This is a genomic window from Paenibacillus nuruki (assembly GCF_963311185.1).
Taxonomy (GTDB): domain Bacteria; phylum Bacillota; class Bacilli; order Paenibacillales; family Paenibacillaceae; genus Saccharibacillus; species Saccharibacillus nuruki.
Window position 1 is genome coordinate 622,430 of record NZ_OY725677.1, and the last position, 20,667, is coordinate 643,096.

Sequence of the window (20,667 nt, forward strand, 5' to 3'; positions counted from 1 at the left end):
TTGGCTGTATATAGCTTCTATCCGATATACATAATCTTCGAAAAAAGGTATACATATTCTTTTTTAAATAAAAAAGAAACCATTTACCCGGCTACAACGTATTATTCAAAAAGTTGCATTTCTTATATGTAAAAAAGATCATTTGAATAATCAATCAGCTTTAACTCTATTTTGTTCGCCCAAAACGATAGTAGAATATATTCATTTTTTATACTTGGCTAATCATGTTTATATGATATAATTTTTCATGTCGGCAGATTGACAATAAGGAAATATGTAGTATATTTATGGTTTTATAGGAATCACGAATATAAATAGAGTGTGCTAGATCGAAGAATGAATCATATCTTTCTTCATCTGATTTTTTTAAACATACCAGAAAAAAGAGAGAGGGTTGTGCGGTAATGACGTATAGTCATTTGTTTGAAATGAGTACATTTTTAGAAGCATTCGCAACACCTGTAGGCTGGGGCTTTATTTTATCCCTTGTCATTATCGAAGGTCTGCTATCCGCAGATAATGCGTTGGTTCTAGCAGCAATCGTTAACAAATTGCCTGCGCATCAACGTAAAAAAGCATTATTGTATGGTCTATGGGGAGCTTACGTTTTCCGGATCATTGCTATCGGAGTCGGTATTTACCTCGTGCAGATCGCATGGGTCAAATATATCGGTGCGGCTTATCTTCTCTGGATCGCGATCAAACACTTTTGGGATAAATTCAAAAGTAAAGATGGCGATGATGAAGGGGAAGAAGAAGGCGGTTTACAGAAATTACTTGCTAAGACAGGTATGAGCCTTTTTGTTCGTACAATCATTACTGTTGAAATGATGGATATCGCATTCTCTATCGATTCCATTCTAGCAGCATTCGCTGTATCACCTAACCCGTGGATTCTGATTGCGGGTGGACTATTGGGTATCTTGATGATGCGTCTAGTTGCTGGCTTTATCCTGAAATTGATGGATAAAATTCCTGAACTTGAAAATGCAGCATTTATCTTAATCGCTATTATCGGACTTAAAATGATTCTAGATACAGCAGGTATTTACCATATGGGACATGCTACATTCTTTGTTCTTCTGGTTGTTGTATTCGCAATTACATTTGTAATCAACCGTATTCGTGTAAATAAAGCTAAAGTATAATCAAGAACTCCTTTGTCATAACGACAGAGGAGTTTTTTTATTATCTAGATATAAACCGTTTACATTTAGAAATGAACATGCTATTGTACGAATACGGATTGTGACTGATAATGCAGGCAAAACCTAAGTATATGTATCACCCACACGTATGGGGTGCTACATATATTTAGGTTTTTTTTCGTTCTCAGTCATCTTAATCTGATTAGCAATGAGAAAAGGGGACTTATCATGAAAAAAGAAAAATGGCTCAAAGTGGGAATAGTTAGTCTACTATGTGTATGGATATTAACGGCTTGTACTCAAGCACAACCTCAAGCAGGAACCAAGCAGCAGACGAATTCAGATACACAGACTACAGTCGCTACCCCTGCCCCAAATCAATCGTCTAAAGCTCGAACAGTCATCACTACCGATGGTGAAGTGGATGATATGAACTCGGTCATTCGCTTTTTGCTCTATGCGAATGAAATGGATCTGGAAGGCGTTGTATTAACCAGTTCTATGTATCATTATGCAGGAGACAAACAAGCAGGAATTAAGCCTTTCCGCTGGACAGGAACACAGTGGGTATCGGATATGACGGATGCTTATGAAGAGATTTATCCGAACTTAAGTCAACAGGCAGAAGGTTATCCTACTCCTGACTATATTCGCAGTGTGACCAAGATCGGTAATATTTCAGATAAAGGCGAAATGAAAAAAGTAACCGAAGGTTCTACATTTCTAGAACAGTTATTTTTAGACGATGATGAGCGCGATCTATATGTACAGACATGGGGTGGAACCAATACGACAGCAAGAGCACTCCAATCGATTGAAGAGAAATATAAAGATACAGCGGAGTGGGCAGATATTCAGAAAAAAGTGAGCGATAAGTTAGTCTTGTATATTATTTTGGATCAAGATGATAGCTATAACAATTATATTGCCAAAAAGTGGCCCAACATTCGTATTATTAATGACCAATCGAATTTCTGGCATTTTGCGTATGCTTGGAAAATGCATACCGATAAAGTGAATGATAAATTGCAAGGGGCATGGAATGTTGAACATATTCAAAAAGATCATGGTACATTGCTGGATATGTATGCACTGATGGGCGATGGCAAAATGATCGATGGGGAAGTTGCAGAAGAACAACGTGGTAGTGCAGAGTATCTAGCCAAAAATCCACAGTACAAAAAGTACGATTTTATTTCAGAAGGGGATTCTCCTTCGTTCTTCTATCTAATCGATAATGGTCTACGTAGTATGGAAGATCCTAGCTATGGAGGATGGGGTGGTCGATTTGGACAAGTAAGTGATACGTTGTACCGCAACACCGTTCTTGATTATGATATCTATACTAAGCAATATGAAGCTGAATATTCATTAATGCGCTGGTTTGATGATATTCAAAATGATTTTGCAGCTCGTGCAGATTGGGCTATAGCGGATCAATATGCAGACGCGAATCATAATCCTACATTAACGATTAAAGAAGGATTAGACCTTACAGCTACGCCGGGGCAAGCGATGACGTTACATGCCGAAGGAACAGACCCTGATGGCGATAAATTGACATACCAATGGTGGAGATATTTTGAAGCTGATACGTATCAAGACTTCAAAGGGACACCAGAAAAAGTAGAACCGAATATGGCAGGCGATCTACAGCTTGGACTTCATCAACAATTAGCGACAGGTGAACAAGTAGATACCATTGCTTTAACAGGTAAAGATACAAATACGGTAAGCTTCACCGTTCCAACAGATGCCCAATCAGGCGATACGATTCATATCATTGGTGAAGTACAAGATCATGGCAAACACCAACTCAAACATTATCAGCGTGTGATTATTACAGTACAATAAAATGATTTGATCAGTATGACCAAGCCCACGTTTATCGTGGGCTTATTCTGTGCGATAATATACCTTTCCAGCCGTAATATACAGATCAATAATTTAGAATCATTTGCATGTTTAAATGGCATTAAGTGTATATATATAACGACTTTAAGATCATTAATGATAGAAGGAGATGCGGTATGAATGGTGAATTGCATCAACAATTATTGATTACAGCATTAGGCAATGCGTATTTAATACGAGGAACTGATGCTACTCATCCTGAGCTGACCCAACATGAAAGTATACATGTTCAATTTAAGTATCAAGAACAAAGCTGGACATGGATCAAATGGCTAGAGTATTTACGAGAAACAGGGTATCAGCGCTTGATGCTAGTCAGTAGCCCTGCACCATCTTCATCCTGGCAAAGTAGCGGGTTCGCAGGTGGAGGGACGCCGATAGGAATCAGAACGATAGGAACCGCTCTAGATACATTATGGCGACCGAGTTGGCAAGTTCATCGGCTTCCTGCTAAAGTCACATGGGACGTATCCTATACAGCAGAACCTTATGAAGCGAGCAAACAATCACAACATGCATTTAAGCCATTAAGTGAATATATAGATCATTTACAACATGCACTACAACAAATTTCTGATTTTGCGGAGCAGATAGATCAGAGGTTCTGGCAAGTGAACTTTTTTGATCCCGCTATTGTGATGTTAACGGATGCTACGAATGCGCCTAAGCTTACATTTGAATTACCTGAAGTCTATTCCGAAGAAGCGTATCTTCTACTGAATGCCGTATACAAAGCATGGGTATTCGGAGGAATGGGATCATGGAATGATGATCCAGCAAATAGCGCGCATAGTCATCAGTTAGAGCAACAATATCGGGATCTTTCCGGACAGTTATATACAGCGCTACTTCAATGCGCTCAAGCTGCTGTCAATTCGGTTGTTCTATAGATGTATATATAGAAATCGTTCATTACATCAAGGGAGGCATATTACATTGAATTGGCAAGAAATTATAAAACTTCAAGATATGGAACAGCTTCGTCAAGCAGTACAGACGTTAGATATTAATCAGCAAGATGAACGCGGTCGAACTCCGCTAATGTTATTGATTACCAATCGCTCCTCTTTGGATGCTATTCAGCTTCTATTAGAGCAACAACCCGATCTGGAAAGGAAGGATAAACTTGGACATACCGCTCTAAAAAAAGCAATTAAATTCAAACAAACTGCTGTGATAACCGCCTTGATTCAAGCAGAAGTACAGTTAGATTCAGAGCAGGGTATTTTAGCGACACCGTGGAATTTTGCACGTCAACATCATCCGGGTATTGCTGATATGTTACTGGATACAGTAGGGTCGGTACGATCTGTTTTGCTTGAACAAGAAGAGCAACAGCTCGATGCCATTTTGTATGAAGAAGATATGGCGGTAGCATGTAGAGGAATTGAACAACTCGATTCTTCTGTGATATTGCATGCTGTAGTCAATCAATATAATTGGGATGATGGTCCAGAACCAATGTTAGCAGTTGTCAGGCATCCGTTATGTCTGTATATTACCAAGTTAGATATGTACGAACTACTAGAAGCAGACTACTGGTTAGCAAAAGAAGATCAGGAGCTGGCTGAAAATGAAGAATATCCACGCTGGAAAGAACTGGCTCTGTTATTAGATCAAGAATGTAAAGGAGAACACAATGGATAAAAAAGCGAAAAAGATTTTACTAGAAACATATTGGTCAGCACAAGGATGGAAATCAGCTCCTACGTCTTTTACAGGTGAAGAATTTGAGTATGCCAAAAGCCAGGGAACGATGTTTGATCGGCTATCGATCACTCATGATGCTATCATTCAAGATATACACCGATGGCATCAAGAAGTGATTACTAAAGAGCAGGTAATGCAAGCTTTTTTACATAGTCTTTCTACACGTCAAACACATGGGCGTAGTATCTTGTCTAGCTGGGCATTAACCGTCAACCTACCCCTACATACCTATGAAGAAAGACGTGCTGTACATGCGAATACGAGCAGTTGTGGAGATTGTAATTTTAATCGACTCATGTCAGATGATCAGTATACAGATGTAGATATCAATGTATTGAATTTTGAACGGATCAAATGGGGTGGAATTCGTCTGAATCACTTGCTGTATTGCTGGTTGGATCTAAAATTATTTATGGAGCAGGATCATACTGCCATCACTGTGACCCCGGAGGATATAGCTATACTACAGCAAATGATACAAGCGATAGAGGAATGTAATGAAGATGAAGGCGCACGCAAATTAGAAAAACGCTGGAAAGACCTTTTTCCTGCTAATAAACATGAACGTGATGTGATAATGGAAATATGGGGTTATGCAGGGTTGTTGGTTCCTTTAGATACACCACGCAAATTACGCGGAGGTTCTGGCGACTTCAATTCGGTGGCTATATGGCAAGGTGAAGATCGGTACTCTTCCTCTATGCTCCATTATTATTTTGGAACGTATTTATAAGCGAATAAAGTATGAACCTTATCATCCACTGATTGGAAGAGACAAAGGAGGAATAGCTGTATGAAAGCCGATCCAGACCAGATATATAAGCAAAAAGTTATCGCAGAAGTGGAACAACGTTCACTAACTTCTGTCATGAATCATACGAGATGGAATGAGCTCAAAGAAGCGATCTATCTTGAACTGCGTTTTCCTCCTGCTTTTCAGAACAAGTATGTTTTAGAAGCAGAACCTTATCCATTAGTGTTCGAGCAAGATGTATTTTATCTAGGGGACTGGGAAAGTCTGAGTACAGCCTGGTACAATGTCGAATGGGTAAGAGTAAAGCCACGTTTGCTTGAACATACAGGAAAGTATACCGAACCGACTCTGTTAAATATCGAAGCAGAATGGGTCAATCTATTACAACGACTACGTATCCCTTATCTGAAAAAAGAACAGGATTACTGGATATACGGGTATGCCACAGCCATAGAATTTGAACAACTAGGATATTAAGATGAGGTGAACATCTATGTACAGTCAGATTCGTGAAGGTGTTATTGAAGTGACAAAAGAATTGACTCCAACAGAAATAAAAGAACTCTGTCACATGTCTGAACTCCGTATTGTTCAATATAATCATCCACTTGGTGCAGATACGTATACCCATCTAAATGATCTATTGTTTGCAAAGCGCTCTGATGTAACTTTGCGAATATATGGATTTTACGATGAAGTATGCGATCTTGAATGTCTGGAACATATGCCTGCTGTAACAAAGCTGTCTATTGAATGCACAGGAGAGATTGCTCATCTTCAGTCGATAGCTACACTTCAACAATTAAAGGAGTTCAGTCTACAGTGTGAACAAATCGATAGCTTTGATCTATTGTCGCAGATTCCTGCCCATCTTCAGTCATTAGAACTTGGCTCCACATCCTCCAAAAAGCCTGATCTGGAGATGTTAGCACGATTTGAACAGCTAACTTACCTGTCGATAGACGGTCATCACAAGCATATCGAAGTAATCGGTCAATTAAGAACATTAGAACAACTGGTATTGCAATCGATTTCTGTATCTGATTTGGATTTTCTAGCAGACTTGAAGTCATTATGGTCGCTTCATCTTCATTTTGGAGGTACTCGTCAGCTTGAAGGGCTCGCTCGTCTACAGCATATTAAATACCTGCGCCTGTCTCAAATTAAAGGATTAGATGATATCCATTTCATTTCTGCTATGCAAGGCTTGCAATACTTGTATTTAGAAGCTTTGCCTCATATCACAACATTACCTGCTCTGGATGAACTACACAGTTTACGAAAAATTGAATTGATCGGCATGAAAGGGTTAAAAGATATTCAATCGTTAGAATATGCACCTGCACTGATCGAATTTATTCATCGGGAAGCTTGGGAAATGGCACCAGAAGCGTATGAACCCTTAATGAGAAATCCTTCAGTGAAGCGAGCATATGCTCATTTGAAAAACGCTAAAAAAATGAATACATTTCAGCATTTATTACACCATTATCACAAAAAGAATACACTGGAAGAACGCGATCACCATCATGAACATTGGTGGTTTGAATTTCCATATGAGAATTAATAGATCAGGATGCAATCTATTGTAAACTTTTGTAATCGGATTACTCTTGTACAGCTTGCATCAACTGAATTATTTTACGAGTGGTATTTACATTGCGAATGGTCATCAATGGATAGAGTTTGGAACCAACTAATTTATTCATTTGACTCTTGGCAGCATCTTCACGGCTAACAGCAAATAGAATCGCTCCCGGAATATAGATCAGTATGCCTATACCAGCTTTGAGAGGAAGCTTTTCTATGATCGATTCGTTATCGATCTCGTCCCAGAGAAAAAAGACATCGCTTTTCATCTGATCATCGTTGCTCCAAGATTCCGGTATTTGTGACAGAACGGTCTGCATTTGTTGCATATCTCGAATCATAACTTTGATCTGTAAATTAAAGTCTGTGGTTATAGCTTGCTCTAGAATAGAAGATAGTTCACTATGCGTGAGAGTAGAGTGGGAGAAGATAATATTGCCTGAATTGATATAAGTAGTTACATGACGCATACCTGCTTGTTCAAATGTAGATTGGAGTGCTTTCATATTGATCTTGTTGTTACCACCTACATTAATACCACGTAGTAAAGCAATATAGATCATACATTCTACCTCTTTCGTATCAGAAATGATAATGATGTATGTATAGTGTAACGTGTTATCTCAAGGTTACAAGAGAATATTTATTCAAGTCAAAAAGGCTGTACTTCCTTTGATAAAGGAGTACAGCCTTTTTTGTTGTATCCAGATATTAAGCGGGTAATTGTGCTAATGGTGCCGATGATGATTGTGGTGCTACTACTTTAGACGAGATCGGTGTAGGGGCTACCGCATGATCACTCTCAGATATTAATGTATTCAGACTTACGATCAGTTGTTCCAACTCACCAAAGCTAGACACCATATTCTGAGTCAGTTGATGCTGTTCTTCCATACTGGCTAGAATTTCTTCTGTAGCTGCGCTAGATTGCTCGGTAAGGCTTGAGATTTCGCTAACTTCTCCGACCACTTTAGTAGATGATTGCTTCATCGTCACTGAACTATTTTCAATATCAGTAGCTTGAGTCAGTACTTGTTGAGAATTGGTATTCACATGACGGAATACTTCTGCGGCTGTCTGCACCGCATTGCGACCTTCTTGAAGTGAACTACGTATATGATCAAATCGCTCAGTTAGTGTCTTGGTACGATCTTGTAAGCTTGATAAAATAGAAGCAATATCGGTTGCAGATTGTCCGGAGTGTTCAGCTAGCTTACGTACTTCATCCGAAACCACAGCAAATCCTTTACCATGTTCACCTGCACGTGCCGATTCAATTGCTGCATTTAGAGCTAGCAAATTGGTTTGACGAGCGATATCAGAAATTCCATTTAAAATCACAGTCATAGATGCACTTTCTTCACTGAATTTTTTCATATCTTCAGCCGTGGTATCTACTTTCTCATACAGATCAACCATCTGTGTATTAAGATGCTCCATTGTGGTGCTACCTGTCGCTGTACGAGTCGCCATATGAGCAGATACTTCTTTCATCTGTAACGAATAGGAAGCAACGTCCTGAATATGTTGATCTGAAATAGCTAGCGATTCAGAGATTTCAGCGACATTACTAGCTTGAAATTCTACACCTTTAGCCACTTCATTGAATCCCATTGTAACTTCGTTAGTGATAGAACCTGTACTGATTACTTTTTGCTTAAATTGATCGGTAAATACAGTCAGACCGTTAACGGCTTCTTTGACATGTTGTAGCATATTTTCTACTTTGGTCTGTGATTGTTCGACTTCATTACGGCGTTGTTCACTCGCTGTAAATAGCTTTTTGTTCATACGAGAAACCGTGATCAAAATAATACCTGTAACAATAAACATCGTAATATTGATAATATCGTTGAAGAATACCATAGGATCAGCTTGCGTACCTGTGACTAATTTGATGATGTAATACAATAATAATGCGCCAAATGAAATATTATAATGTTTACTATTTGGATATAATAATAGTGGAGCAGTGACTAGAATACCTTGCACTGTACTTACAGAATCACGGCTAACATAAATGCCACTTGCGATGACGGCAACCGTGACTACCCAGGGGATAATGTGAATTCCTTTTTTAGTTAAGTTGGCAACTGTAATCAAGCCAGTTACTAGAACAGATAATAATGTAGAAAATAGTAAATCCGGTACAAGTACGGTTAATGCTGCGCTGATCGCTGTAATAGCCCACAACATATAACTTACTAATTTGTTTCTCTGCCAAATAATCTCATCATTGCGAGTCATCTATACCCATCCTTTATGATTGTATATGTAGCGACTATAGTACTATTTAATAAAAAGGTACACTACTTTTATGTATAAAAATTAGTATTTATGTATACTTTTTGATTATATTTATAGTTCAAAAGTTCTACTACTAACAGTATATCGGAACTTAAGACACAAACTTAAATAGCTAAGATAAAAAAAATAAGAAAAACAAAAAAATACCTCTCATCCTGCTAAATTCAGCACAGATAAAAGGTAGATATACATATGAAGTTGATTAGGAATGGGTTGAAGAACGAAGACGCTCTGCTTTTTGCATAAAAGCTTTTTGTTTGGCGGAATTGCCACAGAGTAAATACAATACCTGATCACGCTGATAATCTTCTAAGGACTGAAGCTGAGTATCCCATGCAAGAATAATCTCATCTTTTTCCAGAACATCCCCCCAGCCTTTGATCGGTTTAGCTGATTCACTACTAGCTAACAGTACAGACATTAATGTAGGTACAAATGAGGCATCCATCCCGTGAGCTTCTACTAGAGCCGCTGGATAATGATCTTGTGCAGATTGATGTTCTGTATCCACCAGTTTCATATAACGGATAAGCAGAGGGAAATATTCGGTACTGTATAGCCCTAGACCTAATATCGCATACGTTCCAGGCATCACCGATTTCTCGCCAGCTTCAACATCGTTATACCATGCGAATTCTTGCAAAGCCAATTCACCATACTCCGCGATCAAGGGATGCAATTCTTTATACTGCAAAGCATTAGCGAAAAAGCGATGTAATGCAGACTTAGCTAATCCTTTAACAGGTAAAAAGTTCTTTTGTTTACTGCTGAACTTCAGTACATATTCACGTGGGAAATCGGCACGCAAAAGATCGCAGATATAGGTCAAAGCTTCACGATAATGTGGTTCATCTTCAGCAGTAAGCTTAATCTGTATCATTTGTAAAATGTCATTAGCTTTACCATGAAAAAGGTCGGTTTTGCGTTCACTTTCTATCGTGCCACTGCCTTGACGAAGGTAACGCTGAGCTTGTTCTGAATGTAATTGAACAGCATATTCTAGATATGTTTTCCGTTGTTCGGCATCTTGTTTACCAATACGTAAAGCAGCATAAATAAACAATGCTAATTCTTTTTCATCTACCGCAGGAAGACTTTCTGCTGATTTGAGATGTAATGTGGTGTTATATTCACTTTCAGCATCGAAATAGGTAGGTAAAAAGATTTCATTTGCCCAAAAACGTAAAGCCATCGTAGATGTAGACTGCCAATCACTGTACAGACTTCTAAAATTAAATAATTTCAGATCAAGCTGCTCAAATAAAGAAGAAACACGTTCTACATCGGTAGGGATAATATCTTTATTCAACATTAATTTGGCAAAGAAAAATAAATCTTTTTCTTTAGGTAATACAGGCAGATCCGAAGTTACTTTATCGGTTATAAAATGATCCAGTGCTTGTTGTAATGTTGTTAATTTGGATGTGTTGATCCATTGCTCATTATGTATATACAATTGCTCGGCTTGTTCATTTTCAAATTCAAACCAAAGCTCAAAACGATAATCAAAAAAGTGACTTCCATATTCATCGGACATAAATAACGTATACAGGCGTTGTTGCAGAGCAGGAGCATATTCTTCTTGGAGTAGAGTAGCAGATAGTTCATCGATAGAGACTTCACTTTCCCATGTATAGGCTGAATCGCTCCAAGAAAAAGGTTCTTCAATCTCTACAAAAAAGGAGCCTTGCTTATAGCTTGCTGTTCCTTTGCGGTAACCAACTTTGAGATAATCACGTAATCCTGCTTGTAATGAATGGTATGATTTGAATGCATCGATACGTTCTTTTTCCTTCAGATATAATGACTCGATCTGTGACCATGTTTCGGATAATAAAAGTTCAATATGTGGATTCAAAGTATAACCTCCTTGATTAATCACTGATTATGATTTGCTTATTATACCATGTACCGTTTGAATGATCTTATGGCTCTCATGAATACAAAAGAAAAAGGTCTCTAAGAGATATAGAGACCTTTTATGGTACTGCTTATATTACTATGCCATTAAAATGATGTCATTTTCGGTTCAAAAACAAGATCGCTAGTATCTGCTTCATCACGGATCGCACCGACAATTTTTTCTAAAATGTCTTCCATCGTCACTAGACCTACAGTGTGACCGGATGGATCTATAGCAATCGCCATATGCACACGGCTTTGTTGCATTTTGATCAATACGTCTTTCACTGAAGAAGTCGATGGAAAATGGGGCATTTTGTGAATAAAGTCAGCGACTTTGTAATCACGACCTGCGGCTACAGCCGTTAATAATTCTTTGGTATTGATAAATCCGATAAAATGATCGGGTTCGTCTAAGTCGATCACAGGATAACGAGTGTACTCATATTCATCCAATATCTCAATAATACCTGCAAGTGGCATTTCTTTCGCCAGCGTGGCAATTTGAGCTTTGGGGATCATAATTTCTTCTAATGTACGCTCATCAAATGTAAATATATTTTGCAAATAACTAAGCTCGGTTTTGTTAATTTCGCCACTCTCGTAACTCTGATCCACAATCCAGCGTAATTCTTCTTCAGAATATACAGAATCATGACCGGCAGGCTTAATGCCAAAGATACGTAGTAACAAAGTTGCCGAACTATTCAGAATATAGATAAATGGATACATAATTTTACCAAACCAGTACAGTGGAGGTGCCAACAATAATGTCATTTTCTCCGCAAATTGAATTGCTAATGTTTTGGGTGCCAATTCACCGATAACAACATGCAAGAATGTAATAATAGATAATGCAATTACATACGAGAGCACAGTAGATAGCGCAGCAGGTACATTCAATTGATCAAATAACGGATGCAATATTTTCTCAACTGTCGGTTCACCGAGCGCCCCTAAGACTAGCGCTGTAATCGTAATCCCCAACTGACAGGCAGACAAATAATAATCAAGTTCATGGGCTACTTTTTTCGCCAGTACTGCTTTTTTGTTACCATCGGCGATCAATTGATCAATTCGAGACATTCTGACTTTCAAAATAGCAAATTCTGCTCCTACAAAAAAAGCAGTTAAGCCAATAAATACAGCTACTAAAAATAAATTTAAACCAATTGTTCCGTCCAATGATTTCCCTCAGATGAGGGATTCACCTCCGCGTGATTATAATTTTGTGAATATACGATATACTACCGATCTGATTATATTTTATTTAGTCGTACTTGCTTGATCTGTAAGTGGTCTTTCTCTGTAACCGTCCAGACAGATTCGTCTTCTTCTAATTGTTCACCGACTTGCACATCGGTTCCTTTATAATGCTGAATCCAACCGCCTATCGTATCAATCTCTTCATCATTTTCAAAAGTCATACCGAATTGCTTCTCTAACTCATCCAATAATGTACGTCCATTGATCAGATATTGATGGTCATCGATCTGTTGAATATCAGCGACTTCATCATCATCAAATTCATCTCGAATCTCGCCAACCAGTTCTTCCAATACATCTTCCATTGTAATCACACCGGAAGTACCACCATATTCATCAATAACGAGCGCCATATGCACACGTTCTTTTTGCATCCGAATCATCGCATCTTGAATAGGAGTTGCTTCTTGTACCGAAGGAAGAGTACGTACAAACTGTTGCAATTGATGTTCTCGACCTGCCACGATATGAGGCAACATTTTTTTAACATTAACTACGCCTAAGATCACGTCTTTATCACCGGATTCTGTCACCGGGTAACGAGTATAATAATTTTCGTCCAGCGTCGCAATAATCTGTTCTTCTGTCATATTAAGATCAAGTGTAACCAGAGCAGTACGAGGAACCATAATATCGCGGGTTACCCGTTCGTCAAATGAAAACACATTTTCCATATAATCTAGCTTGGTCTGATTGATCTCGCCGCCTTGAAAACTCTGAGTCATAATAATCTTCAATTCACTTTCAGAATAGATATCTTCATGTCCAGCAGGCTTTACACCAACCGAACGAAGCAATACGCGTGAAGTACCATTCAAAGCCCAAATAAAAGGGTTCATAATTTTACCGAACCAGTAAAGAGAAGGAGCAAGCATTAACGTCAATTTTTCCGAAAATTGAATCGCCAACGTTTTGGGAGCCATTTCTCCAATAACGACATGTAAAAAGGTGACTAAAGCAAAAGCAATCGCATACGAAGCAATTGAAGCTGTTGCAGCAGAAACATTTAATAGATCAAACACAGGATACATTAACCGTTCTACAGCAGGTTTACCGATCGCTCCAAGTCCAAGTGCTGTTACTGTAATCCCCAACTGACAAGCAGAAAGGTAATAGTCTAGATCGCTTGCTACTTTTTTAGCTAAATGAGCTTTTTTGTTACCTTCTGCGATCAATTGATCGATTCGAGACATTCGAATTTTGACTACAGCAAATTCAGATGCAACAAAAAACGCAGTTAACACAATTAAAACAGCAAGTATAAGTAAATTAATGATCGTAATAATGTCCAATTATTTCCCTTAAAAAAGGGATTCACCTCCAAAAGTATAAAAAGCCTTATTCATTTGTGTTGAGCTAGCTATCCGTATAGAACAGGTAGTCTATCGAGAATATTCATTACAGCATCACTTGGCTTTAATTGAGTAACTTGATCCATTTGCAATATCGCCTTCCCAATTGGACTACCCCCTCTCTTGTTATATTCCTATGATTATATCATGTTCTTACCTCAAGCATACAGTAGCAGGTAATGGTTCTTATTTTGTCCACATTTCTGGTGATTATTGCAAAAAAGACCTCTTTACGAAAAAGAGGTCTTTGTCTATAAAATATGAATAAAATCAATCATTTAAATAGAGATAGAAATATATCAATAAAAGTAGATGAGTTCTCCTCAATTAGACTCTATAAAGGTCTTAACGATTACAGACTCGGAGAAACCATAATTTTCACTTGGTTTTTTTCTTTTAGTAATGCTTCAAATCCTTGTTCTACAATTTCATTTAAAGCGATACGTTTGGTGACTAATTTCTCAGAAGAGAAGTAGCCTTGACTCATTAAGCTAATCACCGCAGGGAATACATCACGGTAACCGATAATACCTGTAATATTGCGCTCTTGCATGACGATCTGGTTCGGATGAATTGGAGCTTCTTTTTCAAAAATACTAACGATCATAATTTGTCCGCTCAGCTTCGTGGATTGAATCGCCTGTGTTAATACAACAGGTACACCTGTTACTTCATAAGCGACATCAGCTCCACCATTGGTTAGACGGTGAATTTCAGCAACCACATCTACTTCAGCAGGATTTAGACCAATAGCGCCTAGAGATTCAGCTGTTTGTCGACGTTCTTCTGATAATTCAACAGCATAGATTTCTGCTGCACCAGATGCTTTGAGTGCTTCGATCACTAACAATCCAATTGGACCTGCACCGAATACTACAGCACGATCACCGACTTTTAATTGACTTTGGCGTACAGCATATAAAGCTACAGCCGAAGGTTCAACAAGAGCACCTTGCTCATAAGACACACTATCTGGAATTTTGTGAACCATATGTTCATCAGCAGCGACATATTCGGAGAAACCACCGCCACCACCAGCAAGACCTAAGAATCCCATATGTTCGCACAGATTATATTTACCTTGCTTACAAGCTGTACATTTACCACATGCAAAAATAGGCTCTACGACCACACGGTCACCAGCCTTCACTTTGGTTACACCTTCGCCCACTTCAACCACTTGTCCGGAAAATTCATGTCCCATAACGACAGGGGCTTGTTCATGAGTTAATGGATGATTTGTTCCTTGAGAAATAAAGATAGGACCTGCTGCGTATTCATGCAAATCACTACCACAAATACCACACCACTCAATTTTGATTTTTACTTTGCCTGCGGATGCTTGAGGTTCTTCGATCGTTTCTACTCTTAAGTCTTTAACACCATGCCAACGCAATGCTTGCATTTCTGTCATCTCCCTAGTCTGAATATATCATTTTAAAGTTAATTATAAAATATTTTAGGAAACGTTTCCGAAAATTATAATGTCACATTATTGACATAAAGTCAAATGGTTTAGCGATAAAAAGTGATGATAATCATTGAAAAAATAGATTCTTTTTTCATAAGAATAATCTTTATATGAGATTATATTAGATCAAAAGGAGAGTTCAATAACGAAATAGAATCATGCGGATAATGCATTATCCCTTGATACAGCTTGTAGATCAGACTGCATGATATAATGGATGTAACTAATGAAAAATTTCAAAAGAGTATGGAAACGATTCCGATGAGGAAGGACGATCTAAAGATGACTTCAAAAAAAGTAACGATAGAAGATGTAGCCAAGCAAGCGGGAGTCGGTATTGCTACCGTATCGCGGGCATTAAATAACAGTACAGGGATCAGTCAAGCGACTAGAGCACGGGTATTACAGATTATTGATGAAATGGGCTTTACACCGAATACTTCTGCACAAAGTCTCAAAATTCGTCAGACCCGTCAGATTGCGCTTGCGGTACCCGATATTCGTAACGCTATTATTCCTGATATTGCGTGGGCAGTTGAACAAGCGGCAAAACAACATGGATACCGTGTGGTACAGATCAATACACTGGGAAATGCCAGACTGGAACTGGAAACGTTACGTGACATCAAAAAACTTCATGTAGATGGGTTAGTGATGATGCCACTCGCTTATCCCAAATCACTAGAAAGTCTTATTAATCGTGCAGGTATCCCGATATCGGTTATTAATTATAGTAAAAAGCTAAGCTCTGATCTCAAAGCCGATATTGTAGGCCTTGCCAAGCAAGAAGGCAAGTTAGTGATGGAGCACCTCATTCAGATTGGACGTACTCGAATTGCTTATGCAGGCGCACCCAAAGACAAGATTGAAGAACGTTATCTTGCTTATGAACAATCTGTGGGGCAGGTCGATGCTTCACTTGTTTATTTTGGCGAAGATTTCACCTTTGAGACGGGACGGCAAGCAGCGAATTATTTTTATCATCTCAAACATATGCCTGATGCAATCTATGCTGTAAATGATATGGTAGCGATCGGTATTGTGAATCGTTTCAAAGAATTAGGAGTGCGTGTTCCTGAAGATATCGCTATTGTAGGAATCGATAATAATTTATGGACAACGATCACGACTCCGCAGATCAGTTCAGTCTCGATTATGGGCAATGAAGTAGGGAGATTAGCCGCAGAACTATTACTCAAACGTATTCAGTCACCTGATAGAACTGAATATGACCGTGTCGAATTTGAACCTCGTTTAATTGTGCGTGAATCCAGTGTAGCGTCGCATCATTATTCTCATATCAACAAATCTAGTGATGTATAAATTTATTTTGGTTACTTGACGAAACTTTATATTTTAAATATACTAACTTACATAAAGTAAATAAATGAATTTGTGCTTAAGATAACAAATTATTTTATTTTGCTGAATGTAATATGAATTGCATACGTTATTGATTATGATGAATAGAGCAAGTTGATTACAGATCAAAAAATAATGTGAGATACAATGGAGGTTGCGCTTATGAAATTTCTAGTTACTGGAGCTACAGGTCAATTAGGTTCACTGGTTATTGAGCAATTATTAAAAACGGTTCCTGCTAGTGATGTCGTTGCAAGTGTACGTGATCCGAAAAAAGCAGAGCATTTAAGCGCTCAAGGTGTAGAAGTAAGAGAAGGCGATTTTGCTCGTCCAGAGACATTATCTTCCGCATTTGCAGGTATCGATAAATTATTGATGATCTCAACTTCGCCGGGTAATCGTGTAGCAGAGCAACAAGCTGCAATCGATGCCGCTAAAGCCGCAGGTGTTAGCTTTATCGCATATACGAGTGCACCGAATGCTCAAGAAAGTACATTCTTTTTAACAGAAGATCATCGTCAAACTGAAAATGCGCTAATCGCTTCAGGTATCACCTATGCTATTCTACGCAATAACTGGTATTTGGAAAATGAAATGGGTACGATTCAAGCTGCATTACAAGGTGCTCCGTGGTTAACATCTGCTGGAACCGGTAAAGTAGGCTGGGCGATCCGTCGTGATTATGCAGAAGCAGCAGCTAATGTGTTAACTCATGAAGGTCACAATAATAAAGTCTATGAATTGTCAGGTCCATTATTAACACAAGAAGAATTAGCAGCCATCTTAGCTGAAGTCAGTGGCAAAGATATTCCTGTTCAACAAGTGGATGATGCAACTTATGAACAAGTAATGAAAGAAGCTGGCGTACCTGTAGACGCTCTTCCATTTGTAGTTGGTATTCAGACGGCGATTCGTGAAGGTTCACTAGCTGTAGACAGTCAGGATTTCCAAAACGTATTGGGTCATCCGAATACACCACTTAGCGAAGGATTTCGTGATATTTTGAAGCAAAACTAATTTAAATAAATAATCGATTCCAACACATAAGTCTGCTGATACAGTGAATAATGCTGTAGAAGCAGGCTTATTTTTTGATAGCTATGATACAATACACAAAAAAGTAAGATGAGCTTAAAAGATACTAAAGTAGTCAAGCTTATACGAATGATCGTGAGGGAAATCGTGATGTCAGGTAAAAAGCAGTGGATTGTACAATGGAAATCAACACAAGCGTTAACCCATCAATGGATGTCGATCGGGGAGTATCATTCTTTTATATATCCAGTATTCATTCTTATTATAGATGGACAGGCCATCTGGAAAATTAACGGTGAACGTGTTCAAGTGTCATTCGGTCAATTAATTGCAGTAGAAGCATACTCGTTGATCGAAGTGCTTGAAGGAGGTCAACTTGATTTGTCAGGTTGGTGCCTTGAATTTAATACATATGGTATAGCAGATAATACCTCCACTTTGACTGAATACCCATGGTCTGTTCCTGTAGAAGGAACGTATCAGAAAGTACAATTAACAGGCGGAATACTAACCAATATTAGCCAGCATTTGAGTCAAGAAGAAGCAGATCAACAGTACGAATCATCTATTAAGCATCCCTATATGATCTATGAATTGCTTAATTATCTGTATATGGACAGGATGCATCAACCCGATGATCAACAGACACTGACTCAAGGAATCATACGTTCTGCTGAATATATGCAGACTCATTATGATCAAGTGATTACCCGTAAGCAGTTAGCAGAGATTGCAGGAGTAAGTCCTTGGTATTATTCACGTAAATTTAGTGAGCGATTCGGGAAGTCACCGCTAGAGTATCTAGCTTCTTTTCGTATGTATCGAGCGCAAGAACAACTGATCTTTACACAGATCAATTCACAAGATATTGCCAAAAAGTCGGGCTTTGAAGATACGCATTATTTTAGCCGCAGGTTTAAGCAGTTGGTTGGTGTTTCGCCAACTCTATATGCTGACAGCTTGTCATCACGCAGAATAGTCTGTCTTTCTTCTACCTGTGCAGACATTATGATTCACCTTGGTATAATTCCGTATGCGGTGATTGTTACTCCGATTCTTTTGGCTCCCCATCAGTTCAAGCAATTCGAAGCCCATGGTGTGAAAATGGTGGAGATCGCGCAGTATGAGCAAGATATTGGGCAGATTCAGCAATTAGAACCTGAATTATTGGTTGGCAATGTCTGGTCTGAAGAGGTGAGACAACAGTTACGTGCTATCGCCCCTTTGATTACAAGCTTGAGTATAGATGTAATGACATTACTGGAACAATTATCGTCTGTATTTAACAAGCAGACAGAAGCTCAGCAACTTCAAATTCAGTTAGAACAAGAAATAACTGTCGCCAAACAAGCGCTACAACCGATCATTAACGCCAAAGCGACTATTATGGTTTTACGAGTAGAACCGTTTGGATATCGTTATCTTGGTGTAGATGCAGTGGGGATTGCCCGATTATTGTATCATCAGTTGGATTTGAGTGCGCCAGAGGTATTACAAGAAGGTAAAGCATGGTTCAATCCGTGTACATTCGATTTGTTGCTATCAGCCAATCCTGATTATCTTTTTATAGAAAAACGAATTATAGAGCAGTTCAGTACAGAAGAGAGCATGAACAAATTAATAGACAGTGATGTGTGGCAACAGTTAAAAGCTGTTCAGCAACAGCAAGTATTTGATATGGATACAAGGCTGTGGGTAGAAGGACGTGGAATCCAAGGATACACGATGATTTTGGATGAAATAACGACTCATCTTAACCCTACTTCTAAAAATAGTGCACAATAATTCAAATCAATACGCACGATTCCCCATGTTAGGAAGAGTTATTGTCTGATACTATATGATAATAATAATCATTATCATATGAGGAGAGATACATTTATGTCACGTCGTTTGTTAAGTTGGGGAATAATCTTGATGGCATTTAGCGTGTTGATGTCCGCTTGTTCTAGCGGTTCGAATAAAGAAGCAAACACAGCAACAGCTACTGAACAAGCTACAGCAACCAAAGTAGTAAAAGATTATTTTGGAGAAGTGACTGTTCCTGAAAAGCCTAAAAATGTACTGGTGCTTAGCTCGATCTATGCAGAGTATTTGATTGAAATGGGTGTGCCACCACAGATGGTGATTTTTGTACCGGAAGTAGAACCAGATTATCGTGCTCCTTATTTTAAAAAAAATGGAATTCAAATGATTGAAGCCGAGCAGTATCAATATAATTATGAACAATTGCTATCCTTGTCTCCAGATCTAATCGTAGGGATTGGAATAGGTATGGAGCCTGGCACCTATGAAGAGTTATCTAAAATTGCACCAACAGTAGCGATCAATGCAGATAGTGAAATGAAAACAGCTATGCCTGAATTAGCTAGTATTTTTGATAAAACAGAAACGTCCAAACAAGTACTAGCAGCATTCGATGCCAAAGCCAAGCAAGCTAGAGAACAGATTCAGCAAGCCATTGGCGACAAAACGGTATTGATTCTACGTGTAGAGTCAGAGCGTTATCGTGTCATGGGACCCAAAGCGGCGAATAGTAGTGCATTCTTTTATCAGACATTAGGTCTACATAGCCCTGAAGCGATCAAAGACTCTACCGATTGGTTCTCTCCTATATCACTAGAAGCTTTACCTGATATGAATCCCGATTATATTTTTGTCGAAGATCGTATTTTGAAAGATCACGATAATACCGAATCAATGAAAAAGTTGAAAGAAAATAAAGTATGGGCAAGTCTGACAGCTGTCAAAAATGATCATGTATTCCCTTTAAAAACCAGTGACTTTGTTCATGGAGTAGGACCTGTCGGTTCTGTGTTATTGATGAATAACGTCGTCGAAAAGTTGGTGAAATAA

General features: G+C 38.5%; 17 protein-coding genes. 11 read left to right on the plus strand and 6 right to left on the minus strand.

Annotated elements, in window-relative coordinates:
* Nucleotides 1-428 precede the first annotated feature (428 nt).
* The 7 genes from RCP16_RS02885 (at nucleotide 429) to RCP16_RS02915 (ending at nucleotide 7,093) form a co-directional block, all read left to right on the plus strand.
* Complete coding sequence (locus RCP16_RS02885; RefSeq protein WP_308641617.1) at nucleotides 429-1,148, plus strand: TerC family protein; 720 nt, start codon at nucleotides 429-431, stop codon at nucleotides 1,146-1,148.
* 228 nt (nucleotides 1,149-1,376) lie between these two features.
* On the plus strand, nucleotides 1,377-3,002 hold the full coding sequence (locus RCP16_RS02890) for a DUF1593 domain-containing protein (protein WP_308641618.1): 1,626 nt from the start codon (nucleotides 1,377-1,379) through the stop codon (nucleotides 3,000-3,002).
* 176 nt (nucleotides 3,003-3,178) lie between these two features.
* Nucleotides 3,179-3,952, plus strand: a complete 774-nt coding sequence (locus RCP16_RS02895) for a hypothetical protein (RefSeq protein WP_308641619.1) — start codon at nucleotides 3,179-3,181, stop codon at nucleotides 3,950-3,952.
* A gap of 46 nt (nucleotides 3,953-3,998) precedes the next feature.
* Complete coding sequence (locus RCP16_RS02900) at nucleotides 3,999-4,709, plus strand: DUF4274 domain-containing protein (RefSeq protein WP_273594515.1); 711 nt, start codon at nucleotides 3,999-4,001, stop codon at nucleotides 4,707-4,709.
* Nucleotides 4,702-5,505 carry a hypothetical protein gene (locus tag RCP16_RS02905; protein ID WP_308641620.1) on the plus strand — a complete coding sequence of 268 codons (804 nt, stop codon included), beginning with the start codon at nucleotides 4,702-4,704 and terminating at the stop codon, nucleotides 5,503-5,505. Before RCP16_RS02900 ends, RCP16_RS02905 begins: the two co-directional genes overlap by 8 nt.
* Nucleotides 5,506-5,565: 60 nt before the next feature.
* Nucleotides 5,566-6,003 carry a DUF6678 family protein gene (locus tag RCP16_RS02910; RefSeq protein ID WP_308641621.1) on the plus strand — a complete coding sequence of 146 codons (438 nt, stop codon included), beginning with the start codon at nucleotides 5,566-5,568 and terminating at the stop codon, nucleotides 6,001-6,003.
* A 16-nt stretch (nucleotides 6,004-6,019) separates the two neighbouring features.
* Entirely contained in the window at nucleotides 6,020-7,093 is a 1,074-nt protein-coding gene (locus RCP16_RS02915; RefSeq protein ID WP_308641622.1) for a leucine-rich repeat domain-containing protein, read from the plus strand.
* A gap of 40 nt (nucleotides 7,094-7,133) precedes the next feature.
* Here RCP16_RS02915 and RCP16_RS02920 read toward each other — a convergent pair whose 3' ends face one another.
* The 6 genes from RCP16_RS02920 to RCP16_RS02945 all read right to left on the minus strand — a co-directional run bounded on the left by RCP16_RS02920 (nucleotide 7,134) and on the right by RCP16_RS02945 (nucleotide 15,348).
* Nucleotides 7,134-7,679, minus strand: coding sequence for a DUF1697 domain-containing protein (locus RCP16_RS02920; RefSeq protein WP_308641623.1), 546 nt, complete (start codon nucleotides 7,677-7,679; stop codon nucleotides 7,134-7,136).
* 148 nt (nucleotides 7,680-7,827) lie between these two features.
* Complete coding sequence (locus tag RCP16_RS02925) at nucleotides 7,828-9,363, minus strand: methyl-accepting chemotaxis protein (protein ID WP_308641624.1); 1,536 nt, start codon at nucleotides 9,361-9,363, stop codon at nucleotides 7,828-7,830.
* A 262-nt stretch (nucleotides 9,364-9,625) separates the two neighbouring features.
* On the minus strand, nucleotides 9,626-11,281 hold the full coding sequence (locus RCP16_RS02930) for a DUF6138 family protein (protein ID WP_308641625.1): 1,656 nt from the start codon (nucleotides 11,279-11,281) through the stop codon (nucleotides 9,626-9,628).
* Between the two features lie 149 nt (nucleotides 11,282-11,430).
* A complete protein-coding gene (locus RCP16_RS02935) occupies nucleotides 11,431-12,510 on the minus strand; it encodes a hemolysin family protein (protein WP_308641626.1) in 1,080 nt (359 codons plus the stop codon).
* A 74-nt stretch (nucleotides 12,511-12,584) separates the two neighbouring features.
* The gene (locus RCP16_RS02940; protein ID WP_069329968.1) at nucleotides 12,585-13,883 is read right to left on the minus strand and encodes a hemolysin family protein; all 1,299 of its coding nucleotides are present in this window, start codon (nucleotides 13,881-13,883) and stop codon (nucleotides 12,585-12,587) included.
* Nucleotides 13,884-14,295: 412 nt separating this feature from the next.
* Nucleotides 14,296-15,348: a 2,3-butanediol dehydrogenase gene (locus RCP16_RS02945; protein WP_069328396.1), complete on the minus strand. Its 1,053-nt coding sequence runs from the start codon at nucleotides 15,346-15,348 to the stop codon at nucleotides 14,296-14,298.
* Between the two features lie 348 nt (nucleotides 15,349-15,696).
* Between RCP16_RS02945 and RCP16_RS02950 the strand changes: the two genes are divergently transcribed.
* The 4 genes from RCP16_RS02950 to RCP16_RS02965 all read left to right on the plus strand — a co-directional run bounded on the left by RCP16_RS02950 (nucleotide 15,697) and on the right by RCP16_RS02965 (nucleotide 20,667).
* Nucleotides 15,697-16,737 carry a LacI family DNA-binding transcriptional regulator gene (locus RCP16_RS02950; RefSeq protein ID WP_308641627.1) on the plus strand — a complete coding sequence of 347 codons (1,041 nt, stop codon included), beginning with the start codon at nucleotides 15,697-15,699 and terminating at the stop codon, nucleotides 16,735-16,737.
* Between the two features lie 201 nt (nucleotides 16,738-16,938).
* On the plus strand, nucleotides 16,939-17,793 hold the full coding sequence (locus tag RCP16_RS02955; protein ID WP_273594508.1) for an SDR family oxidoreductase: 855 nt from the start codon (nucleotides 16,939-16,941) through the stop codon (nucleotides 17,791-17,793).
* Between the two features lie 147 nt (nucleotides 17,794-17,940).
* Nucleotides 17,941-19,596, plus strand: coding sequence for a helix-turn-helix domain-containing protein (locus RCP16_RS02960; protein WP_308641628.1), 1,656 nt, complete (start codon nucleotides 17,941-17,943; stop codon nucleotides 19,594-19,596).
* 96 nt (nucleotides 19,597-19,692) lie between these two features.
* The gene (locus RCP16_RS02965; protein ID WP_308641629.1) at nucleotides 19,693-20,667 is read left to right on the plus strand and encodes an ABC transporter substrate-binding protein; all 975 of its coding nucleotides are present in this window, start codon (nucleotides 19,693-19,695) and stop codon (nucleotides 20,665-20,667) included.

What these genes read in the sequence shown, in the direction of transcription:
- RCP16_RS02965 (WP_308641629.1), top strand. Translation starts at nt 19,693, where the DNA reads ATGTCACGTCGTTTGTTAAGTTGGGGAATAATCTTGATGGCATTTAGC.
- RCP16_RS02945 (WP_069328396.1), bottom strand. Translation starts at nt 15,348, where the DNA reads ATGCAAGCATTGCGTTGGCATGGTGTTAAAGACTTAAGAGTAGAAACG.
- RCP16_RS02895 (WP_308641619.1), top strand. Translation starts at nt 3,179, where the DNA reads ATGAATGGTGAATTGCATCAACAATTATTGATTACAGCATTAGGCAAT.
- RCP16_RS02890 (WP_308641618.1), top strand. Translation starts at nt 1,377, where the DNA reads ATGAAAAAAGAAAAATGGCTCAAAGTGGGAATAGTTAGTCTACTATGT.
- RCP16_RS02925 (WP_308641624.1), bottom strand. Translation starts at nt 9,363, where the DNA reads ATGACTCGCAATGATGAGATTATTTGGCAGAGAAACAAATTAGTAAGT.
- RCP16_RS02905 (WP_308641620.1), top strand. Translation starts at nt 4,702, where the DNA reads ATGGATAAAAAAGCGAAAAAGATTTTACTAGAAACATATTGGTCAGCA.
- RCP16_RS02955 (WP_273594508.1), top strand. Translation starts at nt 16,939, where the DNA reads ATGAAATTTCTAGTTACTGGAGCTACAGGTCAATTAGGTTCACTGGTT.
- RCP16_RS02950 (WP_308641627.1), top strand. Translation starts at nt 15,697, where the DNA reads ATGACTTCAAAAAAAGTAACGATAGAAGATGTAGCCAAGCAAGCGGGA.
- RCP16_RS02910 (WP_308641621.1), top strand. Translation starts at nt 5,566, where the DNA reads ATGAAAGCCGATCCAGACCAGATATATAAGCAAAAAGTTATCGCAGAA.
- RCP16_RS02960 (WP_308641628.1), top strand. Translation starts at nt 17,941, where the DNA reads ATGATCGTGAGGGAAATCGTGATGTCAGGTAAAAAGCAGTGGATTGTA.
- RCP16_RS02885 (WP_308641617.1), top strand. Translation starts at nt 429, where the DNA reads ATGAGTACATTTTTAGAAGCATTCGCAACACCTGTAGGCTGGGGCTTT.
- RCP16_RS02920 (WP_308641623.1), bottom strand. Translation starts at nt 7,679, where the DNA reads ATGATCTATATTGCTTTACTACGTGGTATTAATGTAGGTGGTAACAAC.
- RCP16_RS02915 (WP_308641622.1), top strand. Translation starts at nt 6,020, where the DNA reads ATGTACAGTCAGATTCGTGAAGGTGTTATTGAAGTGACAAAAGAATTG.